Source organism: Kerstersia sp. (assembly GCF_052103615.1).
GTDB lineage: Bacteria > Pseudomonadota > Gammaproteobacteria > Burkholderiales > Burkholderiaceae_B > Kerstersia.
On record NZ_JBQEKA010000068.1, the window covers coordinates 1 to 16,508 of the forward strand.

Below are 16,508 nucleotides of genomic sequence, written 5' to 3' on the forward strand. Positions count from 1 at the left end.
CTGAGGGAAAAACCGGACAGGAAACAAGACAGGCACAGTCTGACGGAACGGCGGACCGCAGCAGGGCAGAATAGATCACGCTCAGGCTGGGGGCTTATACCCAGCCGGACTGGTTTGCTGCGCGGGCTGGCGGCAGAGGGCAGAGGCAGAGGATAGATGCTGCTGCGCGCCAGCCCGCCGCCGGGGAGCGTGTTTTAGCGGCGCTCCAGCAGCACGCCGCTTTCCATGTGATGCGTCCAGGGAAACTGGTCGAACAGCGCGCAGCGCGTGATGCGGTGGGTGTCGTGCAACTGGGCGATATTGTGCGCCAGGGTTTCCGGGTTGCATGACACGTACAGAATGCGCTCGAAACGGCGTGCCAGTTCACAGGTGTCCGGGTCCATACCAGCGCGTGGCGGGTCCACAAACAAGGTGCCGAAATCGTAGCTGTCCAGGTCTATGTCCTGCAGGCGGCGGAACAGGCGCACTTTATTGAGTGCCTGGGTGAACTCTTCGGCCGACAAGCGGGCAATCACCAGATTGTCTATGCCGTTGGCCGCGATATTGGCTTGCGCGGCGGCGACCGAGGTTTTGCTGATTTCGGTGGCCAGTACGCGCCGCACCTGGGTGGCGAAGGGCAGGGTGAAATTGCCGTTGCCGCAATAGAGTTCCAGCAGATCGTCCTGGCGCTGGCCCAGCGCGTCGCAGGCCCATTCGATCATTTTGATATTGACCGTGCCATTGGGCTGGGTAAAGGCGCCTTCGGGTTGCTGGTAATGGAAGTCCCGGCCGTGAATGCGCAGTGTTTCCGTGACGTAGTCGGTGCCGATGACCAGGCGTTGTCCGCGTGAACGGCCGATCAGGCTGATGCCCAGCCGGGCGGCCAGGGCGCTGGCGGCTGCTTCCCAGGCGTCATCGAGTTTGCGGTGATAGCACAGCGTGACCAGCGCCTGGCCGGACAGCGTCGTGAGGAACTCGGCCTGAAACAGACGTTCGCCCAGCACCGGGTCGGCATTCCAGGCTGCCTTGAGTGGCGGCATGAGCGTGTTGATCCGTTGGCTGGCGGGAGGAAACTGATCCAGCAGGATAGGGGCGCGCTTGCCTGCGCCGGGCGCGAACATGGCGTAATGCCGCAGCTCGTCTTCACGCCAGAGATGGAACTCGGCGCGCAGGCGGTAATGCTGGCGAGGCGAGTCATGCACCTCGGGGGCCGGGGCGTCAAAAGGCGCCAGCAAGTGTGTCAGACGGACGCGCTTGGCGTCGAGCTGTGACTGGTATTCGGATTCTTGAGAAGTGTGCGACATGGTGCGGGCCGGGCGATGATCCGGGCGGTATCGTAACCCAGCGCCGGGCGCATGGGGCCGAGGGAGGGCTGGGCGCCTAGTCGCTTTCCGCCCGGGCCAGGTCGCCCAGCGCGAGAACCGGCGCGGCGTCGATATCGCTGGCGTTCAGCAGGTGGGTCAGGCGCTGCAGCGAGGCGAGCAGGACAGCTTTTTCCCAGCTTGGCAAACCGTCGAAGCGCTGCACGAATTGTTCCTGCAGGCAGGCCGGAGAGTGCTGCATCAGCGCCGCGCCTTTGTCAGTCAGGGTGATCCAAACGCGGCGCTTATCGTGCTCATCACGGCGGCGCTGAACCAGTTCCTTCTTTTCCAGGCGGTCAAGAATCGTGGTGACGGTGGCCTGGGTCAGATTCATGGATTGCGCCAATTGCCCGCCATGCATGGGCGCGTGTTCTTTCAGCGATTGCATGGCAAGGAGTTGCGGCAAGGTCAGGCCATGGCTGCGGCTGAGCTGCTTATCGGAAAAATCCGTGGCGCGAATGATCTGGCGCAGCAGAACCAGGGCGTTTTTGCTTTGTTCCATGCGGACGGGATCAGGTGTGTGGCAGGCGGGGAGGGGCGAGGTTCGGAAACCCGGCCTCAGGGCGCAGTGTACCGCCTTTGTTCCGGGCGCCGGCGGGGCGGGCGGCGGCGGAGGCGGGTTGCCGCGGGTGTGACGGGATGCGGGCCGGTTGCGCTGCCGGCGGGCGGCTGTCTGGGGATGGCGCCGGACAGCGTTGGCGTCCGCAGGAGGGGGCTGGTGCCGAAGCTCAGCACGAAAATTCCCCTAAAAATACTTAGTGATTCAAATTTATTTATTCAATAAATAAAGAGTGGAAACTATTATTTCATGGGGTTTTCCCTTTATTTGTATCTAAAAATTTGATTGTTGTCGTTTTATCCATGGTGTTAGGATAAAAAATAGATTGAATCACTAAATAATTTTCCTGGCTGGCAATGTGCGCCGTTTCAATGCTTGGGCAAGGGAACGGGTCAGGCAAAGACAAGGAGAAGAAAGATGGGAACTGCTTTCACGCAATCGGCATGGCGGCCGTGGGCGGCCGCCGCCGGGCTGGCGCTGCTGGGCTTTGCTGCCCAGGCGCAAACCACTGTCGAGGATTTGCAATCGCGCGGCGCGCGTATCGGCTATGCCAACGAGAAGCCGTTTGCCTACACGGAAATGGACGGCAAGGTCACGGGTGAATCCCCGCAGATCGTCGCTGCCATCCTGCCTGTTCTGGGGATAGAGAAAATCGAGCCGGTGCTGACGGAGTGGGGCGCGCTGATCCCCGGCCTGCGGGCCAAGCGTTTTGATCTGATCGCCGCGGGCATGTATATCACGCCGGAACGCTGCAAACAGGTGCTGTTCACGGACCCGCACTACCAGTTGCCCGATACCCTGCTGGTGGCCAAAGGCAATCCCAAGAAGCTCGATAGCTATGAGTCCATTGCGGCGGATCCTTCGGCGAAACTGGCCATTACTTCCGGTACCGTCAATCTGAAATACGCGCGCGATGCCGGTATCACGGATGCACAGATTGTTCAGGTGCCCGACACCTCGTCGCAGTTGCAGGCCGTGCTGAGCGGCCGGGCGGATGCCACGATAGGCACGCAGCTCACCATGCAGGGGCTGGCAGAATTGTCGCGCGGCGAGGCCGAAGCCTTGCGCGAGTTCAAGGATGATCCGGCGCATATGGGCTATGGCGCGCTGGCGTTCCGTCCGGAAGACCGCGCATTGCGTGATGCCGTCAATACGGCCCTGAAACAGTGGCTGGGTTCGGAGGCGCATCTGGCTGCTGTGGCGTCTTTCGGTTTTGACGAGCGCAATATCACGCACAAGACGGCTGCCGAACTTTGCCAGGCAGAGTAATGGCCGTCTGGCCCAAGTCTGCTCATTGCGGGCAGGGCGGCATTAGCCGGGCAGGAGGCTGAAATGCCTGAGTGGATGCCTTTGTTGCTGCAGGGCGCCTGGCTCACGGTGCAGATCACGGTGTTCGGGGCCCTGGTAGCCATTGCGCTGGCTGTGCTGGGCGCGCTGGGGCGTTTGTCGCCCTGGCGTTTCGTGCGCGGGTTCAGCATTGCCTACATCGAAGTGTTCCGCGGCACTTCCCTGCTGGTGCAGCTGTTCTGGCTGTTCTATGTGCTACCGCTGCCGCCCTTCAATATTTCGCTGTCGCCTTATGTGGTGGGCATTCTGGGCCTGGGGCTGCATATCGGCGCCTATGGCGCTGAGGTCATGCGGGGCGCCATCCTGTCCGTGCCTCGGGCGCAATATGAGGCTTGCATCGCGCTGAATATGCGGCGGCGCCAGCGGTTTTTCCGCATCGTGCTGCCTCAGGCGCTGCTGGCGGCCATCGGGCCGGGCACCAATCTGCTGATCGAACTGCTGAAGAATACCTCCCTGGTGTCGCTCATCACGCTGGCGGATCTGACCTTCCGCGCGCGCCAGATCGAACAGGCTACCTTTCAGACCGTCACGATTTTCGGCCTGGTCATGCTGATGTACTTCGCCATGGCGCAATGCATCAATCTTGCCATGCGGCTGCTGGAGCGCAGGCTGGCGCGCGGCAGGCTGAAGGGGGGGCTGTCATGAGCGAATTGATCGACTGGCACTATGCCTGGGATATTTTGCCGGCCCTGTTGCATGCGTCCGTGAAAACCGTGCTGATTACGGTGCTGGGCTTCGCCATTGCGGTGGTGCTGGGCCTGTTCCTGGCGGTCTGGCGCCGCAGCCGGCAAGGGTGGCTGTCCTGGCCGGCGGCGGCGCTGATTGAGTTCATCCGCAGCACGCCCTTGCTGATACAGGTGTATTTCCTGTTTTACGTCGGCCCCTCCATTGGGCTGAACCTGAGCGCGATGCAGATAGGCATTCTCGGGATTGCGGTGTATTACGCCAGTTATACCGCCGAGGTTTACCGGGCTGGGCTGGATGTGGTGCCCCGCGCGCAGTGGGAAGCCGTGCGTGCGCTGAACTTTGAAGCTGGCCGCGCCTATCGCCGCATCATTCTGCCTCAGGCCTTGCGCCCGATGCTGCCTGCGCTGGGCAACTACATGATTGCCATGCTCAAGGATACGCCAGTGCTATCGGCAATCACGGTGGTGGAAATCATGCAGGAAGCCAAAAACCTCGGCGCGGAGCATTTCCGCTATCTGGAACCCATCACCATGGTGGGTTTGTTCTTCCTGTCGCTCAGCCTGATGCTGGCGTACCTGGTGCGGCGCCTGGAAATTCGTATGGAGTTGCCAAGATGAATCTATTGCGCATGATCTCTTCTTTTGGCCCGGGAACGCAGGCTGGCGCGCCAGTGCCGCCACCTTCGGACTATATGGTGCGTTTCCGGGATGTCGAAAAGCAGTACGGCGACTTCAAGGTGCTGGATGGGCTGAATCTGGATGTCCGGCCCAGCGAGAAAGTCGCCATCATTGGCCCCAGCGGTTCCGGCAAGTCCACGTTATTGCGCACGCTGATGACGCTGGAAGACATAGACGGCGGGCTGATCGAAGTGGATGGCCAATGGCTGACCCACATGGCCGGGCCGGATGGCCAGCCAGTGCCCGCCAGCGAGCGCCATATCCGGCAGGTCAGGGGCAAGATAGGCATGGTGTTCCAGAGCTTTAATCTGTTTCCCCATCTCACGGCCCTGCAAAACGTGGTGGAAGCGCCGGTGCAGGTCCTGGGCCTGGCGGCGGACGAAGCCCATGAGCGCGCCCGTATGCTGCTGGATCAGGTGGGCCTGAGCGATAAGATGGATCATTACCCGGCCCAGTTGTCCGGCGGCCAGCAGCAGCGCGTTGCGATTGCGCGGGCGCTGGCCATGCGGCCCAAAGTCATGCTGTTTGACGAGGTGACGTCGGCCCTGGACCCGGAGCTTTGCGGCGAGGTGCTGTCGGTCATCCAGCAGCTGGGCGAGGAACATGAACTGACGATGCTGATGGTGACCCATCAGATGGGCTTTGCCCGGCAGTTCGCCGACCGGGTGTGTTTCTTTTATGCCGGCCGCATTCATGAAGAAGGCCCGCCAGAGGAATTGTTTTCCTCACCCCGGGAGGCGCGGACCCAGGCCTTTCTGAGCGCTGTGCAGGAAGCCGCCTGATCCTGCCCGGCAGCCGTCAGGTTTACAATCGCGCGGTTTCCGCTGCCATGGGGGTTGCGGACATGGCCCGGTTGCCGCAGGCGGCGGGCTGCCGGGACGATCATGATGGAAACAGAAGCACGCGCGGGGCAGGTGGCAATTATTGGCGCCGGGCCAGCTGGCCTGATGGCAGCAGAACGCTTGTCCGCGCAGGGCGTGGCCGTGACAATTTACGAAGCCATGCCTTCGCCGGGGCGAAAATTCCTGCTGGCGGGCCGTGGCGGCCTGAACCTGACACATACGGAAGCGCCAGAGGCTTTTGTGCGGCGTTATGGCGCCAGGGCGGCTGAAGTCGGCGCCTGGCTGGCGCATTTCGATGCGGCAGCGGTCAGGCAGTGGGCGGAAGGCCTGGGCGTGGCCACTTTCGCTGGCTCTTCCGGCAGGGTGTTTCCCACTGGCATGAAGGCGGCGCCGTTGCTGCGTGCCTGGCTGGCGCGCCTGGCTGCTCAGGGGGTGGCCTTGCACGTGCGGCATCGCTGGCAAGGCTGGGCCGAGGACGGCAGCTTGCGCTTTGCAACGCCTGAAGGGGAGCGGCTGGCCGTGGCCGATGCTGTCGTCCTGGCGCTGGGCGGCGCGAGCTGGCCGCGCATGGGCACGGATGGCGCCTGGGCGGAATGGCTGCAGGCGCGCGGCGTGGCGCTCGAACCGTGGCAAGCGGCCAATGCCGGTTTTCTGGCCGATTGGAGCGCGTACTTTACCGATCGCCATGCCGGCGAGCCGCTGAAGGATATTGCCATGGCGGTGGCGGCAGCGCGCAGCGCGGATGCCGGTGCCGCCGAAGACGCCTTGGTGTGGCGGCGCGGCGAGTGCATGGTGACCCGCTACGGCCTGGAAGGCGGGCTGGTTTACGCCCATGGCGCGGCCTTGCGGCAGCAATTGGCAGAGCAAGGGCAGGCGCAGCTGTGGCTGGACCTGCTGCCGCAGCGTGATGCCGCGTGGGTCGCGGCGGAAGTGGCGCGCCCGCGCGGCGCCCGCTCCTGGTCTTCGCACCTGCAAAGCCGCCTGGGCCTCAAGGGCGTGAAAATGGCCTTGTTGCGTGAATGTCTGCCGGCAGAGGTTTTCGCCAATGGCAATGCCGGTGCCACCCATACCCAAACCCGGGCGCTGGCTGCCGCCATCAAGTGCCTGCCTGTCAGTTTGTCGGGCATGCGGCCGGTGGCGGAGGCAATCAGCAGCGCGGGCGGTATCTGTTTTTCTGAGGTGGATGGGCAGGGCCAGTTGCTGCGCCTGCCTGGCGTTTTCTGCGCCGGTGAAATGCTGGATTGGGAAGCGCCTACTGGCGGTTATCTCTTGACGGCTTGCCTGGCCAGCGGTGTCGCGGCGGCCCAGGGGGTCAGCGGCTGGCTGAGCCGTTGACCAGGGTGGCAGCTTGGGTGCGATGATAGCGGGGCACGCCGGTTGACAGCCTTTGATGATATGGGGGCAAGGACTGCGGCTGCGGTGGAGGTTGGGGTTGACCCTGATTCGCCCGTTTGCGGGCGGAAAATGATGGCGATCACGGGCATCGCTATGTAAAATAGCCTCCAGGGTGTCAGCCGCGCATTGCGGCGAGACAGGTAACAAGCGCTGGTCGGGCCGCCACGCAGAGTGTGGTTGCGTTCGAGACCGGTTACGTGACGTTTGTCCGTGTCCGTCCGTGCCTTGCCTGTGAGTCCTTGCCCGTGAATGCCTGTTTTTCCCTGCGCCTGTTGCTGGCGCGGCAGTTGATGCCGTTACGCCAGCTCATTCCAGGCCGCTTTTCCCCTTTTTTCGCCATCTCTTCGCGTCTTGTTGCCGTGTCTGTTGCATCGGGCGGCAGCCGGTTGCGTGCCGCGCCTCTGGTATCCCCGTGCGCAGGGTTCTGGCAGGCGCATCGCCAGCGTCCCCCGGACCAGCGCCAGTAACGCGGCGCCGGCTGCTCCGGTAAATCCACACATACAAGATAACCAGCCCGGCAGGCCGAAGTGAGCGGTCCGGCGGGCACAGAGGACGGATTCTTTCCCATGCAGGTTTCAACCCTGGAAATCCTGGCGACAGCCTTGTTCGCCATTGCCATCATCCATACATTTTCCGTGCCGGTATTCGCGCGGCTGGCTCATCGCAACGGGCCGCATGCCGGGCTGTGGCACATGTTTGCCGAAGTCGAGGCAGTGTTCGGCCTGTGGGCCTTTGCCTTTCTGGTCGGCATGGCCGCGCTGCAAGGCACTGCTTCCATGGTCGAATACATGGACACGCGCAATTTCACGGAACCGCTGTTCGTATTCGCCATCATGGTGGTGGCTTCCACCCGCCCCATTATCGAGCTGGTTGGCGCCGTGGTGCGCGCGCTCGCGCGCCTGCTGCCGGTGCCGCGTGAATTGGCGCTGTTTTTCGTGACGATGTCCATCGTGCCGCTGGCCGGTTCATTCATTACGGAACCGGCAGCCATGACGCTGGCGGCACTGCTGCTGCGCGATGCCTATTTTCAGCGGCCAGGGCAGGCGGGTTTCAAGTACCTGACGCTGGGCGTGCTGTTCGTCAATGTCTCTATTGGCGGGGTGCTGACGTCCTATGCGGCGCCGCCCGTTCTGATGGTGGCAACGACCTTTGGCTGGGATAGCAGCTTCATGGCAGCGCATTTTGGCTGGCGCGCGGTCTTGGCCGTCTTCATTAATGCCGTGTTGCTGACGGTGATCTGCCGCCGCGTCTTGCAGGCTGGCGAAGTCCAATCAGGCAAACGGGACGAAGTGGCCGTGCCCTGGATCTGCACGCTGGTCCATATGGCATTTCTGCTGTGCATTGTCGTGACGGCGCACCATCCCGCCGTGTTCCTGGGCCTGTTCCTGATGTTCATGGGCTATACCCAGGCATATAAGCGCTACCAGTCGCCGCTGATGCTCAAGGAAGGGCTGATGGTGGGCTTCTTCCTGGCCGGGCTGGTCGTGCTGGGTGGGATGCAGAAATGGTGGCTGCAGGATTTGCTGGGCGGTCTGTCGCCCCAGGTGCTGTTCTGGGGGGCGACGCTGCTGACGGCGGTGACGGATAATGCCGCGCTGACCTATCTTGGGTCTCTGGTGGATGGCACCTCCGAAGCCTGGCGTTACATGTTGGTTGCCGGGGCGGTGACCGGCGGCGGCCTGACGGTGATTGCCAATGCGCCCAATCCTGCCGGGTATGCCATTCTCAAAAATGCTTTCCCGGATGGCAGTATTTCCGCCGGCAGGCTGTTTCTGTCGGCCTTGGTGCCGACGGCCGTGGCGGCGGCAATGTTCCTGCTGCCGGTCTGAGACCCTGCGCGTCGGCCTGTCCCGCGCCGGCCCGTCTTGCTGTCTGGGCGATTACGGGGGCATTGCGGGCCATTCCAGGGCCATTCCAGGGTCATTCCAGGGTCATTCCAGGGCTGTCTCTGACGGCCCCGGAGAACCCGCGATGGCGGCTGGGCCGGGGTCTCTTGCGGGGCTGGCGCCAGCCGGGTCTGGCGGGCTGGCGGCGGCTTGCCGCATGCAGGGCAAGCGTGCCGTGAGCGGGCTTGCCCATCTCTGTCACGGTCATTGGCGCAAAAGACGCTAAAATCGGATCTTTTCCGGCTGGCCTCTCCTTTGGGCGGGGGCCGGCGCCAGCGTGGCGGCGCCTTGCGCGCCGCATCATGCGCCCGGGCCTGCTGCGCATTTCGCCAAGCCCGCCCCGGCGGACAGTCCGAACCAAACAAGTTCATACACGGAGTTTCCTCGCATGCGTACCTGCTACACCGGCCAGGTTTGTCGCGACCACCTCGGCCAGACCGTTACTTTGTACGGCTGGGTGCATCGTCGTCGTGATCACGGTGGCGTGATCTTTATCGACCTTCGCGACCGCGAGGGCCTGGCCCAGGTGGTGTTCGATCCCGATGGCGTCGAGTCCTTTGCCATTGCCGAGCGCCTGCGCAATGAGTTTTGCGTGCGAATCACCGGCCTGGTGCGCGCCCGCCCCGAAGGCACGATCAATAAAGACCTGAAGTCCGGCGAAATCGAAATTCTGTGCCGCGAGGTTGAAATCCTCAACGCTTCGGTGACGCCGCCCTTCCAGCTCGATGATGACAATCTGTCGGAAACGACGCGCCTGACGCATCGCGTGCTGGATCTGCGCCGTCCGCAGATGCAGCGCAACCTGATGCTGCGCTACCGCGTGTCCATCGAAGTGCGCAAGTATCTCGACAGCCTGGGCTTCATCGACATCGAAACCCCGATGCTGACCAAGAGCACGCCGGAAGGCGCGCGCGATTACCTGGTGCCCTCGCGTGTGAACGCCGGCCACTTCTTCGCGCTGCCGCAATCCCCGCAGCTGTTCAAGCAGATGCTGATGGTGGCGGGCTTTGACCGCTATTACCAGATCACCAAGTGCTTCCGCGACGAAGACCTGCGCGCTGACCGCCAGCCTGAATTCACCCAGATTGACTGCGAAACCTCTTTCCTGGATGAAATCGAGATCCGCGCGATCTTCGAAGGCATGATCCGTTCGGTCTTCAAATCGGTGCAGGGCGTGGACCTGGCTGAAAGCTTCCCGACCATGACCTGGGAAGAAGCGATGCGCCGCTACGGCTCGGACAAGCCCGATCTGCGCGTCAAGCTGGAATTCACCGACGTCACGGACGTCATGCGCGATGTGGACTTCAAGGTCTTCGCAGCTGCCGCCAATGCGCCGGGCAGCCGTGTCGTTGCCTTGCGTGTGCCGGGCGGCGCCGCCCTGTCGCGCAGCGAGATCGACAGCTACACCCAGTTTGTCGCCATTTATGGCGCCAAGGGCCTGGCCTGGATCAAGGTCAATGAAGCCGCCAAGGGCCGTGAAGGCCTGCAGTCGCCCATCGTGAAGAATCTGCATGATGCCGCGCTGGCGGAGCTCATCAAGCGCAGCGGCGCTCAGGACGGCGACATCATTTTCTTTGGCGCCGACCGTGCCAAGGTGGTCAACGATGCCATCGGCGGCTTGCGCGTCAAGATTGGCCACAGCGAATTCGGCCGCAACAGCGGCCTGTTCGAAAGCGGCTGGAAACCGCTGTGGGTGGTTGACTTCCCCATGTTCGAGTACGACGAGGAAGATGACCGCTACGTGGCGGCTCACCACCCGTTCACCAGTCCCAAGGACGGCCACGAAGACCTGCTCGAAACCGATCCGGGCAAGGCGCTGGCCAAGGCCTATGACATGGTGCTGAATGGCTGGGAAATCGGCGGCGGCTCGGTGCGTATTCACCGTGCCGAGGTGCAGAGCAAGGTGTTCAGCGCGCTCAAGATTGGCCCGGAAGAAGCCCGCGAGAAGTTCGGCTTCCTGCTCGATGCCCTGCAGTATGGCGCGCCGCCCCACGGTGGCCTGGCATTCGGCCTGGACCGCATCGTCACCATGATGACGGGCGCCGAATCCATCCGTGACGTGATTGCTTTCCCCAAGACCCAACGCGCCCAGTGTCTGCTGACGCAAGCGCCGTCCACGGTTGATGAAAAGCAATTGCGCGAGCTTCATATCCGTCTGCGCCAGACTGAAGTGAAGTAAGCTGTCAGTCTCTATGAAGCCTCGGGAGGCGTGAGCATGTCAGTGATCCGGGTTGTCAGCTACAACATCCATAAAGGGCGTTCGGCGCTGGGCAGTCGGGAATCTCTTTATGACTTGCGTCTGGGGCTGCATGGGCTGAGTCCGGACCTGGTCTTCCTGCAGGAAGTCCAGGGCCGCAATGACCTGTCCGGGGTGCTCGATGCCCAGCACGAGTCCCTGGCGGCAGGTCTGGATCTGCAAGTCGCCTATGGCCGCAATGCCATTCGCGACCACTCCGAGCATGGCAACGCCTTGTTGTCGCGCTACCCCATCATCGGCCACGAAAACCAGGATATTTCCGACCACAAGCTGGAGCAGCGCGGTTTGCTGCATGTGCGGGTGGAATTGGGCGGCCATGAAGTGCATTGCTTCGTGGTGCATCTGGGCCTATTCGCGGGCAGCCGCGTGCGGCAGATCCAGGCGCTGATGGAACGCATCAAGACCCAGGTGCCGGGGGATTCGCCCTTGCTGATCGCCGGGGACTTCAATGATTGGCAGAACAGCCTGTCGTCCTTCTTCGTTGAGCAGCTGGGTGTGTACGAAGTCTTTGCCAATGCGCCGCGCGCGCAAGGCCTGGGTTTGCCCAGGCTGCGCGAATCCGTGCGCGCCATTGGCAATACCCTGCGCGGCCAGGGCCGCGGGCCTGATGGCGTGGAACATCGCATCAACCAGTTGGGCATGGGCAATTCCGCGCGTCTGACGCCGCCGCCGCGTACCTTTCCTGCCGTTTTTCCCTGGTTCCGCCTGGACCGCATCTATCAGCGCGGCTTTGCCGTGCGCAGCGCCAAAGTGCTGCGCGGGCAGCCGTGGGGCAAACTGTCCGATCATTCTCCCATCCTGACGGAACTGGAACTGCCCTGACGCGCTGACAGCCCTGGGGCGTCTTGCCGTGCCAGCCGAATCCCGCGCTGGCGGGCGCTGCGCGCCAGGGCGAATGCCGAGCGGCAAGCCGGCCAGGGGGCCGCGTTCTGCATGCTGCGTTTTTTTCGGTACACTGCAAGACATACCTGTTTTCAAATGTTGCCATGCTGGCTAGTGTGGCTGAGTTTCTGTTTTTTGCCGCCGGGCCATGTCCAGGCGGGCCTGCTTCCCGCAAGCGGCCTGTCCAGCGTGTGGCGAGGAGGCTTTTTTGCACGGCCGGACACTGCATGAATCGTATTCTTCTAGTGCGCACATCATCCCTTGGGGACATGATTCATGTGCTGCCGGTAGTTTCGGATATTCAGCGCCATTTCCCCGGCGCCACGATAGATTGGGTGGCGGAGGAGGCGTTTGCCGAGATTCCCGCCTGGCATCCTGGTGTCAACGAAGTCATCAAGGTGGCTCATAGGCGCTGGCGCAAGAACTGGTGGGCGCCTGAGGTCAAGGCGGAACGCGAGGCCTTGCACGAGCGCCTGGGGCGGCACCACTATGATGTGGTTCTCGATATGCAGGGCATGCTCAAAACGGTTTGGGTCGTGCGCCAGACACAGGGGCGGCGCCACGGCCTGGATTGGAAGTCGGCGCGCGAGCCGCTGGCGTCATTGTTTTACGATGTGAAGCATCGCATCGAATTCTGGCAGCCAGGTGTGTTGCGGCAACGCCAGCTCGGCGCCAAGGCGTTTGGCTACGGCCTGGCGGCGGCGCCGGATTTCGGTTTGGCGCGATTTTCGGTCAAGCCCGAGCTGCCAGCTTCGTTTGTCGAGGCCTATGAGCAGCGCGAAGCGCCATATGCCGTCATCATGCCGTCCGCCAGCCGCGCGGAAAAACGCTGGGCGGATGCCAATTGGCACCAGGTCTTCGCGCAATTGCGCCGGGCCGGCCTGCAATTGCGGGTGGTGTCTGGCAGCCAATCGGAATTTGAATGGGCGCAGTCCCTGGTGCAGGGTGTCGAAGGGGTGACTGTCCTGCCGCGCATGGGCCTGACGGCGGTGGCGCAATTGCTGGCGGGCGCCCGTGTCATGCTGGGGCTGGATACCGGTTTGACGCATTTGTCTGCCGCGTTGGGCCGGCCAACCATCGGTATCTATACCGATTCCACACCCAGACGAGGGGGGCTGGTCGGGACGGATTACACCGCCAGTCTGGGCGACAAAGGCCTGCCTCCTGATTACGAAGCAGTGCGGCGCGCCATTGAGCAAGCCATGGGGCCGGCGGTAAGCCTGCCGATTTAACCCGGAGATGTCATGAGCACGCGCCCTAGCGCAGGCCCCGTCCCTCAGGCCGACGGGCCGCGAGGCAATATTCATTCTGTACCGCAGGCATTTCCGCAGTCGGCCCAGGCTCAGGCCCAGACCGATATGGCGCCGGATGCCGCCGTGGCCACGCCCGCGGGCATGCCCGCAGGGGCGCCTGGCGCGCCGCCCGCGTCCGAGAGCAGTGTGGAATGGCTGGCGCGCCTGTTATATAGCGTGCTGTTGTATGTTTTGGCGCCGCTGGTCTGGCTGCTGCTGGCAAAACGCGGCCGCCGTGCCGGCGGGCGCTGGGAAGTGCTGGGCGCCACACGTTTCGGCTGGTACCGCCGCGAACAGGAGCCGGCGCGCACGGGCGCGCAGTGGGTGCATGCGGTCAGCGTCGGGGAAACACGGGCCGCGCAGCCCCTGGTGCAGCAAATGCTGGATGCTGGCCATGCCGTGCTGTTGACGCATATGACGGCAACGGGGCGAGCGGAAGGCGAGCGCCTGTTTGCGGCCGCCATTGCGGCCGGGCAATTGCGCCAGGCCTGGGTGCCTTACGACTTTCCGGGCGCGACGCGCCGTTTTCTGGCGCATTATCAGCCCGCCCAGGGCATTCTGATTGAACGGGAAATCTGGCCCAATCTGCTGGCGGCGGCGCGCCGCGGGGGCGTCGCGATGGCACTGGCCAGCGCCCGTTTTTCTGGTAAATCCTTGCGCCAGGCCCGCCGTTTCGCCTGGTTGATCCGCCCCGCCTTGCGTGGTCTGGCGCCCGTGCTGGCGCAGACGCAGGCAGATGCGGGCCGCTTGACGCTGGCCGGGGCCAGAAACGTGCAGGTGGTTGGCAATCTGAAGTTCGATCAGCAGGTGCCGCCGCGTCAATTGCAGGCAGGCCGGGGCTGGCGTATCCGCCTGGGCCGGCCGGTGATTCTGATCGCCAGTACCCGCGAAGGCGAGGACGAATTGATGGCGCAGGCCATTGCCGCCTTGCGGCGCACGCACATGCAGGCGGCCGATTGCCTGTTCGTGCTGGTGCCCAGGCATCCGCAGCGTTTCGATTCGGCAGCGGCCATTCTGGCGGAACGGGAATTGCCTTACCGGCGCCGTAGCGACAGCGAGGAGGTTCCCTTGCTGGAGCTGGATACCGCCGTGCTGCTGGGCGATTCCATGGGCGAGCTGGCGTTCTTTTATGCGGCGGCGGATGTGGCGATTGTCGCGGGCAGTTTTGAGCCCATGGGCGGCCACAACCTGATTGAGGCCTGCCTGGCGGGCGCGCCCGTCATCGTGGGCACGCATACCTTCAATTTCAAGGATGCGGTCGAAGATGCGCTGGCGCGTGGCGCCTGTTTGCGGGCTGGCGACGCGGACACTGCTGTGCGCCTGGCCTGGGATCTCGTGTGCAATGATGCGCGCCGCACGGCCATGGCCGCACGCGCGCGGCAATGGGCTGACAGCCATACCGGCGCCACGGCGCGCATGATGGCCGCGCTGGGGCTGACGCGCTGAATGCGCCGCCAGGCCTCTGGCGCTAGAGGCCCCGCGCTAAGCACGAGTCTTGGGGCCAAGTTGTCGCCTTAGTGCCAGCGCTAACCCCAGCTCCAACCCCAGCACAAACCCCAGCCCCGACCTCCAAATCCTGTTGTTCAGCTGGCAGCCAGTGAGGCGCCAGGCGCGCGCGCCTGGCCGGCCAGATAGGCCAGCCCATCCAGGACGGCATGGGGAACGGTCTGCGGCAGAATGGGGGGCAGGCCAGCCAGTGTGGCCAGGTCTTGCAGCAGTCTTTCCACTTCACCGGCCAATTGCGGCCAATTGCCGCCAGCGACGAAAAGCTGGGGCGTGGCGCCGCAGTGCTGGCGCAGCGTCAGCCATTGGCGCAGGACGGCCCCGGCTTGCGCCGCTGCCATGCCGCTGGAAATAGCGTCATGCGTATTGGTGGGGAAAGGGCGCAGATCGCCAGCCGCCAGCGGCAGCTGGGCCGTGCCCTGGGCCAGGCTGCGGCGCATCATGGCCGCGCCAGGCAGGATCAGGCCGCCCAGGAAGCGGCCTGCCGGGCTGATGGCGTCGATGGTCGTGGCGGTGCCGAAGGTGGCCAGCAAGAGCGGCGCGCCTTGCTGGCGGCGCTTATGCCAGATGCCCAGCAGGGCGGCCCAGCGGTCGGCGCCCAATTGTTCCGGCGTGTCGTAGCCGTTTTGCAGGCCTAGCGCGCAGGCGCTGGGCTTGAGCCATTCCAGCGCGCAGCCTGCGTCGGCGAGGATGCCAGCCAGCCGCTGCCCCAGGGCAGTCCCGGCGACATTCACGCCGCAGGCCTGCCGGAAAGCGCGGGGCTGGGAGGCCAGCCAGCCAGGCAGGACAGTCGGAATATCTTCGTGGGCCAGGGACAGCACATCGGCCGTGCGGCCATCCGGGGCGCTCCAGGCGGCGAGCTTGATCCGGGTATTGCCGGCATCTATCAAGAGTGTCATGTCCGGGCCCTGACGGAAATCTCGCCGACGGTAATGGCATCCAGCCCGTGCTCGTGGCGCACCAGCAGGCGGCCCAGCTCGTCCAGTCCGGCAGCCGTGCCCGAGAGCAGCTGGCGGCCGTCTTCCAGTACATTGACCTGGCGCTGCGCCAGCGCATCCATGGTGGCGTGGCGCGCCAGGAAGGCTTGGAAACCTTCGGCTTCATGCAGCCGCACAGCGGCCTGCCAGGCTTGCGCAATATCGGCGGCAAGCGTGCTTGCCATGTCCAGCCAATCCTGGGTACAGGCGGGGAAGCCGCCACGGATCTGGCTCCAATCGGCGACGGCACGGCCGAAATGCTGGCTGATGGCGGCGGCGTCGCGCAGGTTCAGGCCCATGCCCATCACGACAATACGTTTGCCCGTGGCGGGCTGGCGGCTGGTTTCCACCAGAATGCCGGCAAGCTTGGCATCGCCGTATTGCAGGTCGTTCGGCCATTTCATCAGAACCTGGCCGGCATTGTCACCTGCGTGGCGCCGCAGCGCTTCGCAGGCGGCAATGCCGGCAACCAGGGACAGGCTGGGCAATTGGGCGGGCGCCGCGGTGGTTTCGAAGGCGCAGGACAGCATCAGCGCGGCGCCGGGCGCAGCGTTCCAGGGGCGGCCGGCGCGGCCGCGGCCTTGAACCTGCAGGTGCGCGCCCAGGAGCCAGGGCAAGGCGGGAGCCTGCGCCTCGCGGGCTTGCAGCATCAGGTCGGCGTTGGTCGAGCCGGTTTCCTCGGCCCAGCGCAGCATGCCGAAGTCAGGCAGCCTGGCGGCCAGTTCGGATTGCAGCACGGCGGCGGCAGGCAGGGAAAAGAGGGCGGTGGACATACTCATGGCGGCGATTTTATAGGAATTGTCTGCGCGCGCCTGCTGGCGGGGCGGAAAGCAGGCGCGCGGAAGGCGGCCGGACCTGTCTGCC

The 16,508-nt window shown here is 63.9% G+C and carries 14 protein-coding genes; 10 read left to right on the top strand and 4 right to left on the bottom strand.

Going from position 1 to position 16,508, the window contains the following annotated elements; all coding sequences use genetic code 11:
- Nucleotides 1–194: 194 nt before the first annotated feature.
- Complete coding sequence (trmA, locus tag ACTJGZ_RS12460) at nt 195–1,283, bottom strand: tRNA (uridine(54)-C5)-methyltransferase TrmA (RefSeq protein WP_441663239.1); 1,089 nt, start codon at nt 1,281–1,283, stop codon at nt 195–197.
- Between the two features lie 76 nt (nt 1,284–1,359).
- Nucleotides 1,360–1,842, bottom strand: a complete 483-nt coding sequence (locus tag ACTJGZ_RS12465) for a MarR family winged helix-turn-helix transcriptional regulator (RefSeq protein WP_441663240.1) — start codon at nt 1,840–1,842, stop codon at nt 1,360–1,362.
- 474 nt (nt 1,843–2,316) lie between these two features.
- Here ACTJGZ_RS12465 and ehuB point away from each other — a divergent pair, with 474 nt between their 5' ends.
- The 10 genes from ehuB (at nt 2,317) to ACTJGZ_RS12515 (ending at nt 14,610) form a co-directional block, all read left to right on the top strand.
- Entirely contained in the window at nt 2,317–3,168 is an 852-nt protein-coding gene (gene ehuB, locus ACTJGZ_RS12470; protein ID WP_441663241.1) for an ectoine/hydroxyectoine ABC transporter substrate-binding protein EhuB, read from the top strand.
- Nucleotides 3,169–3,231: 63 nt separating this feature from the next.
- Nucleotides 3,232–3,891 carry an ectoine/hydroxyectoine ABC transporter permease subunit EhuC gene (gene ehuC, locus ACTJGZ_RS12475; RefSeq protein ID WP_441663242.1) on the top strand — a complete coding sequence of 220 codons (660 nt, stop codon included), beginning with the start codon at nt 3,232–3,234 and terminating at the stop codon, nt 3,889–3,891.
- Nucleotides 3,888–4,550 carry an ectoine/hydroxyectoine ABC transporter permease subunit EhuD gene (ehuD, locus tag ACTJGZ_RS12480; RefSeq protein ID WP_441663243.1) on the top strand — a complete coding sequence of 221 codons (663 nt, stop codon included), beginning with the start codon at nt 3,888–3,890 and terminating at the stop codon, nt 4,548–4,550. Before ehuC ends, ehuD begins: the two co-directional genes overlap by 4 nt.
- A gap of 11 nt (nt 4,551–4,561) precedes the next feature.
- Nucleotides 4,562–5,392, top strand: coding sequence for an ectoine/hydroxyectoine ABC transporter ATP-binding protein EhuA (ehuA, locus tag ACTJGZ_RS12485; protein ID WP_441663244.1), 831 nt, complete (start codon nt 4,562–4,564; stop codon nt 5,390–5,392).
- A gap of 105 nt (nt 5,393–5,497) precedes the next feature.
- A complete protein-coding gene (locus ACTJGZ_RS12490; RefSeq protein ID WP_441663251.1) occupies nt 5,498–6,787 on the top strand; it encodes an NAD(P)/FAD-dependent oxidoreductase in 1,290 nt (429 codons plus the stop codon).
- Nucleotides 6,788–7,413: 626 nt separating this feature from the next.
- Nucleotides 7,414–8,676: a putative Na+/H+ antiporter gene (locus ACTJGZ_RS12495; protein ID WP_441663245.1), complete on the top strand. Its 1,263-nt coding sequence runs from the start codon at nt 7,414–7,416 to the stop codon at nt 8,674–8,676.
- 445 nt (nt 8,677–9,121) lie between these two features.
- Nucleotides 9,122–10,912, top strand: coding sequence for an aspartate--tRNA ligase (gene aspS, locus ACTJGZ_RS12500; protein WP_441663246.1), 1,791 nt, complete (start codon nt 9,122–9,124; stop codon nt 10,910–10,912).
- Between the two features lie 36 nt (nt 10,913–10,948).
- Nucleotides 10,949–11,812 (top strand): endonuclease/exonuclease/phosphatase family protein, encoded by an 864-nt coding sequence (locus tag ACTJGZ_RS12505; protein WP_441663247.1) that lies wholly within the window; start codon nt 10,949–10,951, stop codon nt 11,810–11,812.
- A 287-nt stretch (nt 11,813–12,099) separates the two neighbouring features.
- Entirely contained in the window at nt 12,100–13,104 is a 1,005-nt protein-coding gene (gene waaC, locus ACTJGZ_RS12510) for a lipopolysaccharide heptosyltransferase I (protein ID WP_441663248.1), read from the top strand.
- Between the two features lie 216 nt (nt 13,105–13,320).
- On the top strand, nt 13,321–14,610 hold the full coding sequence (locus tag ACTJGZ_RS12515; RefSeq protein WP_441663252.1) for a 3-deoxy-D-manno-octulosonic acid transferase: 1,290 nt from the start codon (nt 13,321–13,323) through the stop codon (nt 14,608–14,610).
- A 137-nt stretch (nt 14,611–14,747) separates the two neighbouring features.
- Here ACTJGZ_RS12515 and ACTJGZ_RS12520 read toward each other — a convergent pair whose 3' ends face one another.
- Both ACTJGZ_RS12520 and ACTJGZ_RS12525 read right to left on the bottom strand, forming a co-directional pair.
- The gene (locus ACTJGZ_RS12520; protein ID WP_441663249.1) at nt 14,748–15,566 is read right to left on the bottom strand and encodes a type III pantothenate kinase; all 819 of its coding nucleotides are present in this window, start codon (nt 15,564–15,566) and stop codon (nt 14,748–14,750) included.
- Nucleotides 15,563–16,423, bottom strand: coding sequence for a biotin--[acetyl-CoA-carboxylase] ligase (locus ACTJGZ_RS12525; RefSeq protein WP_441663250.1), 861 nt, complete (start codon nt 16,421–16,423; stop codon nt 15,563–15,565). The genes ACTJGZ_RS12520 and ACTJGZ_RS12525 overlap by 4 nt, the downstream gene beginning before the upstream one ends.
- Nucleotides 16,424–16,508 lie beyond the last annotated feature (85 nt).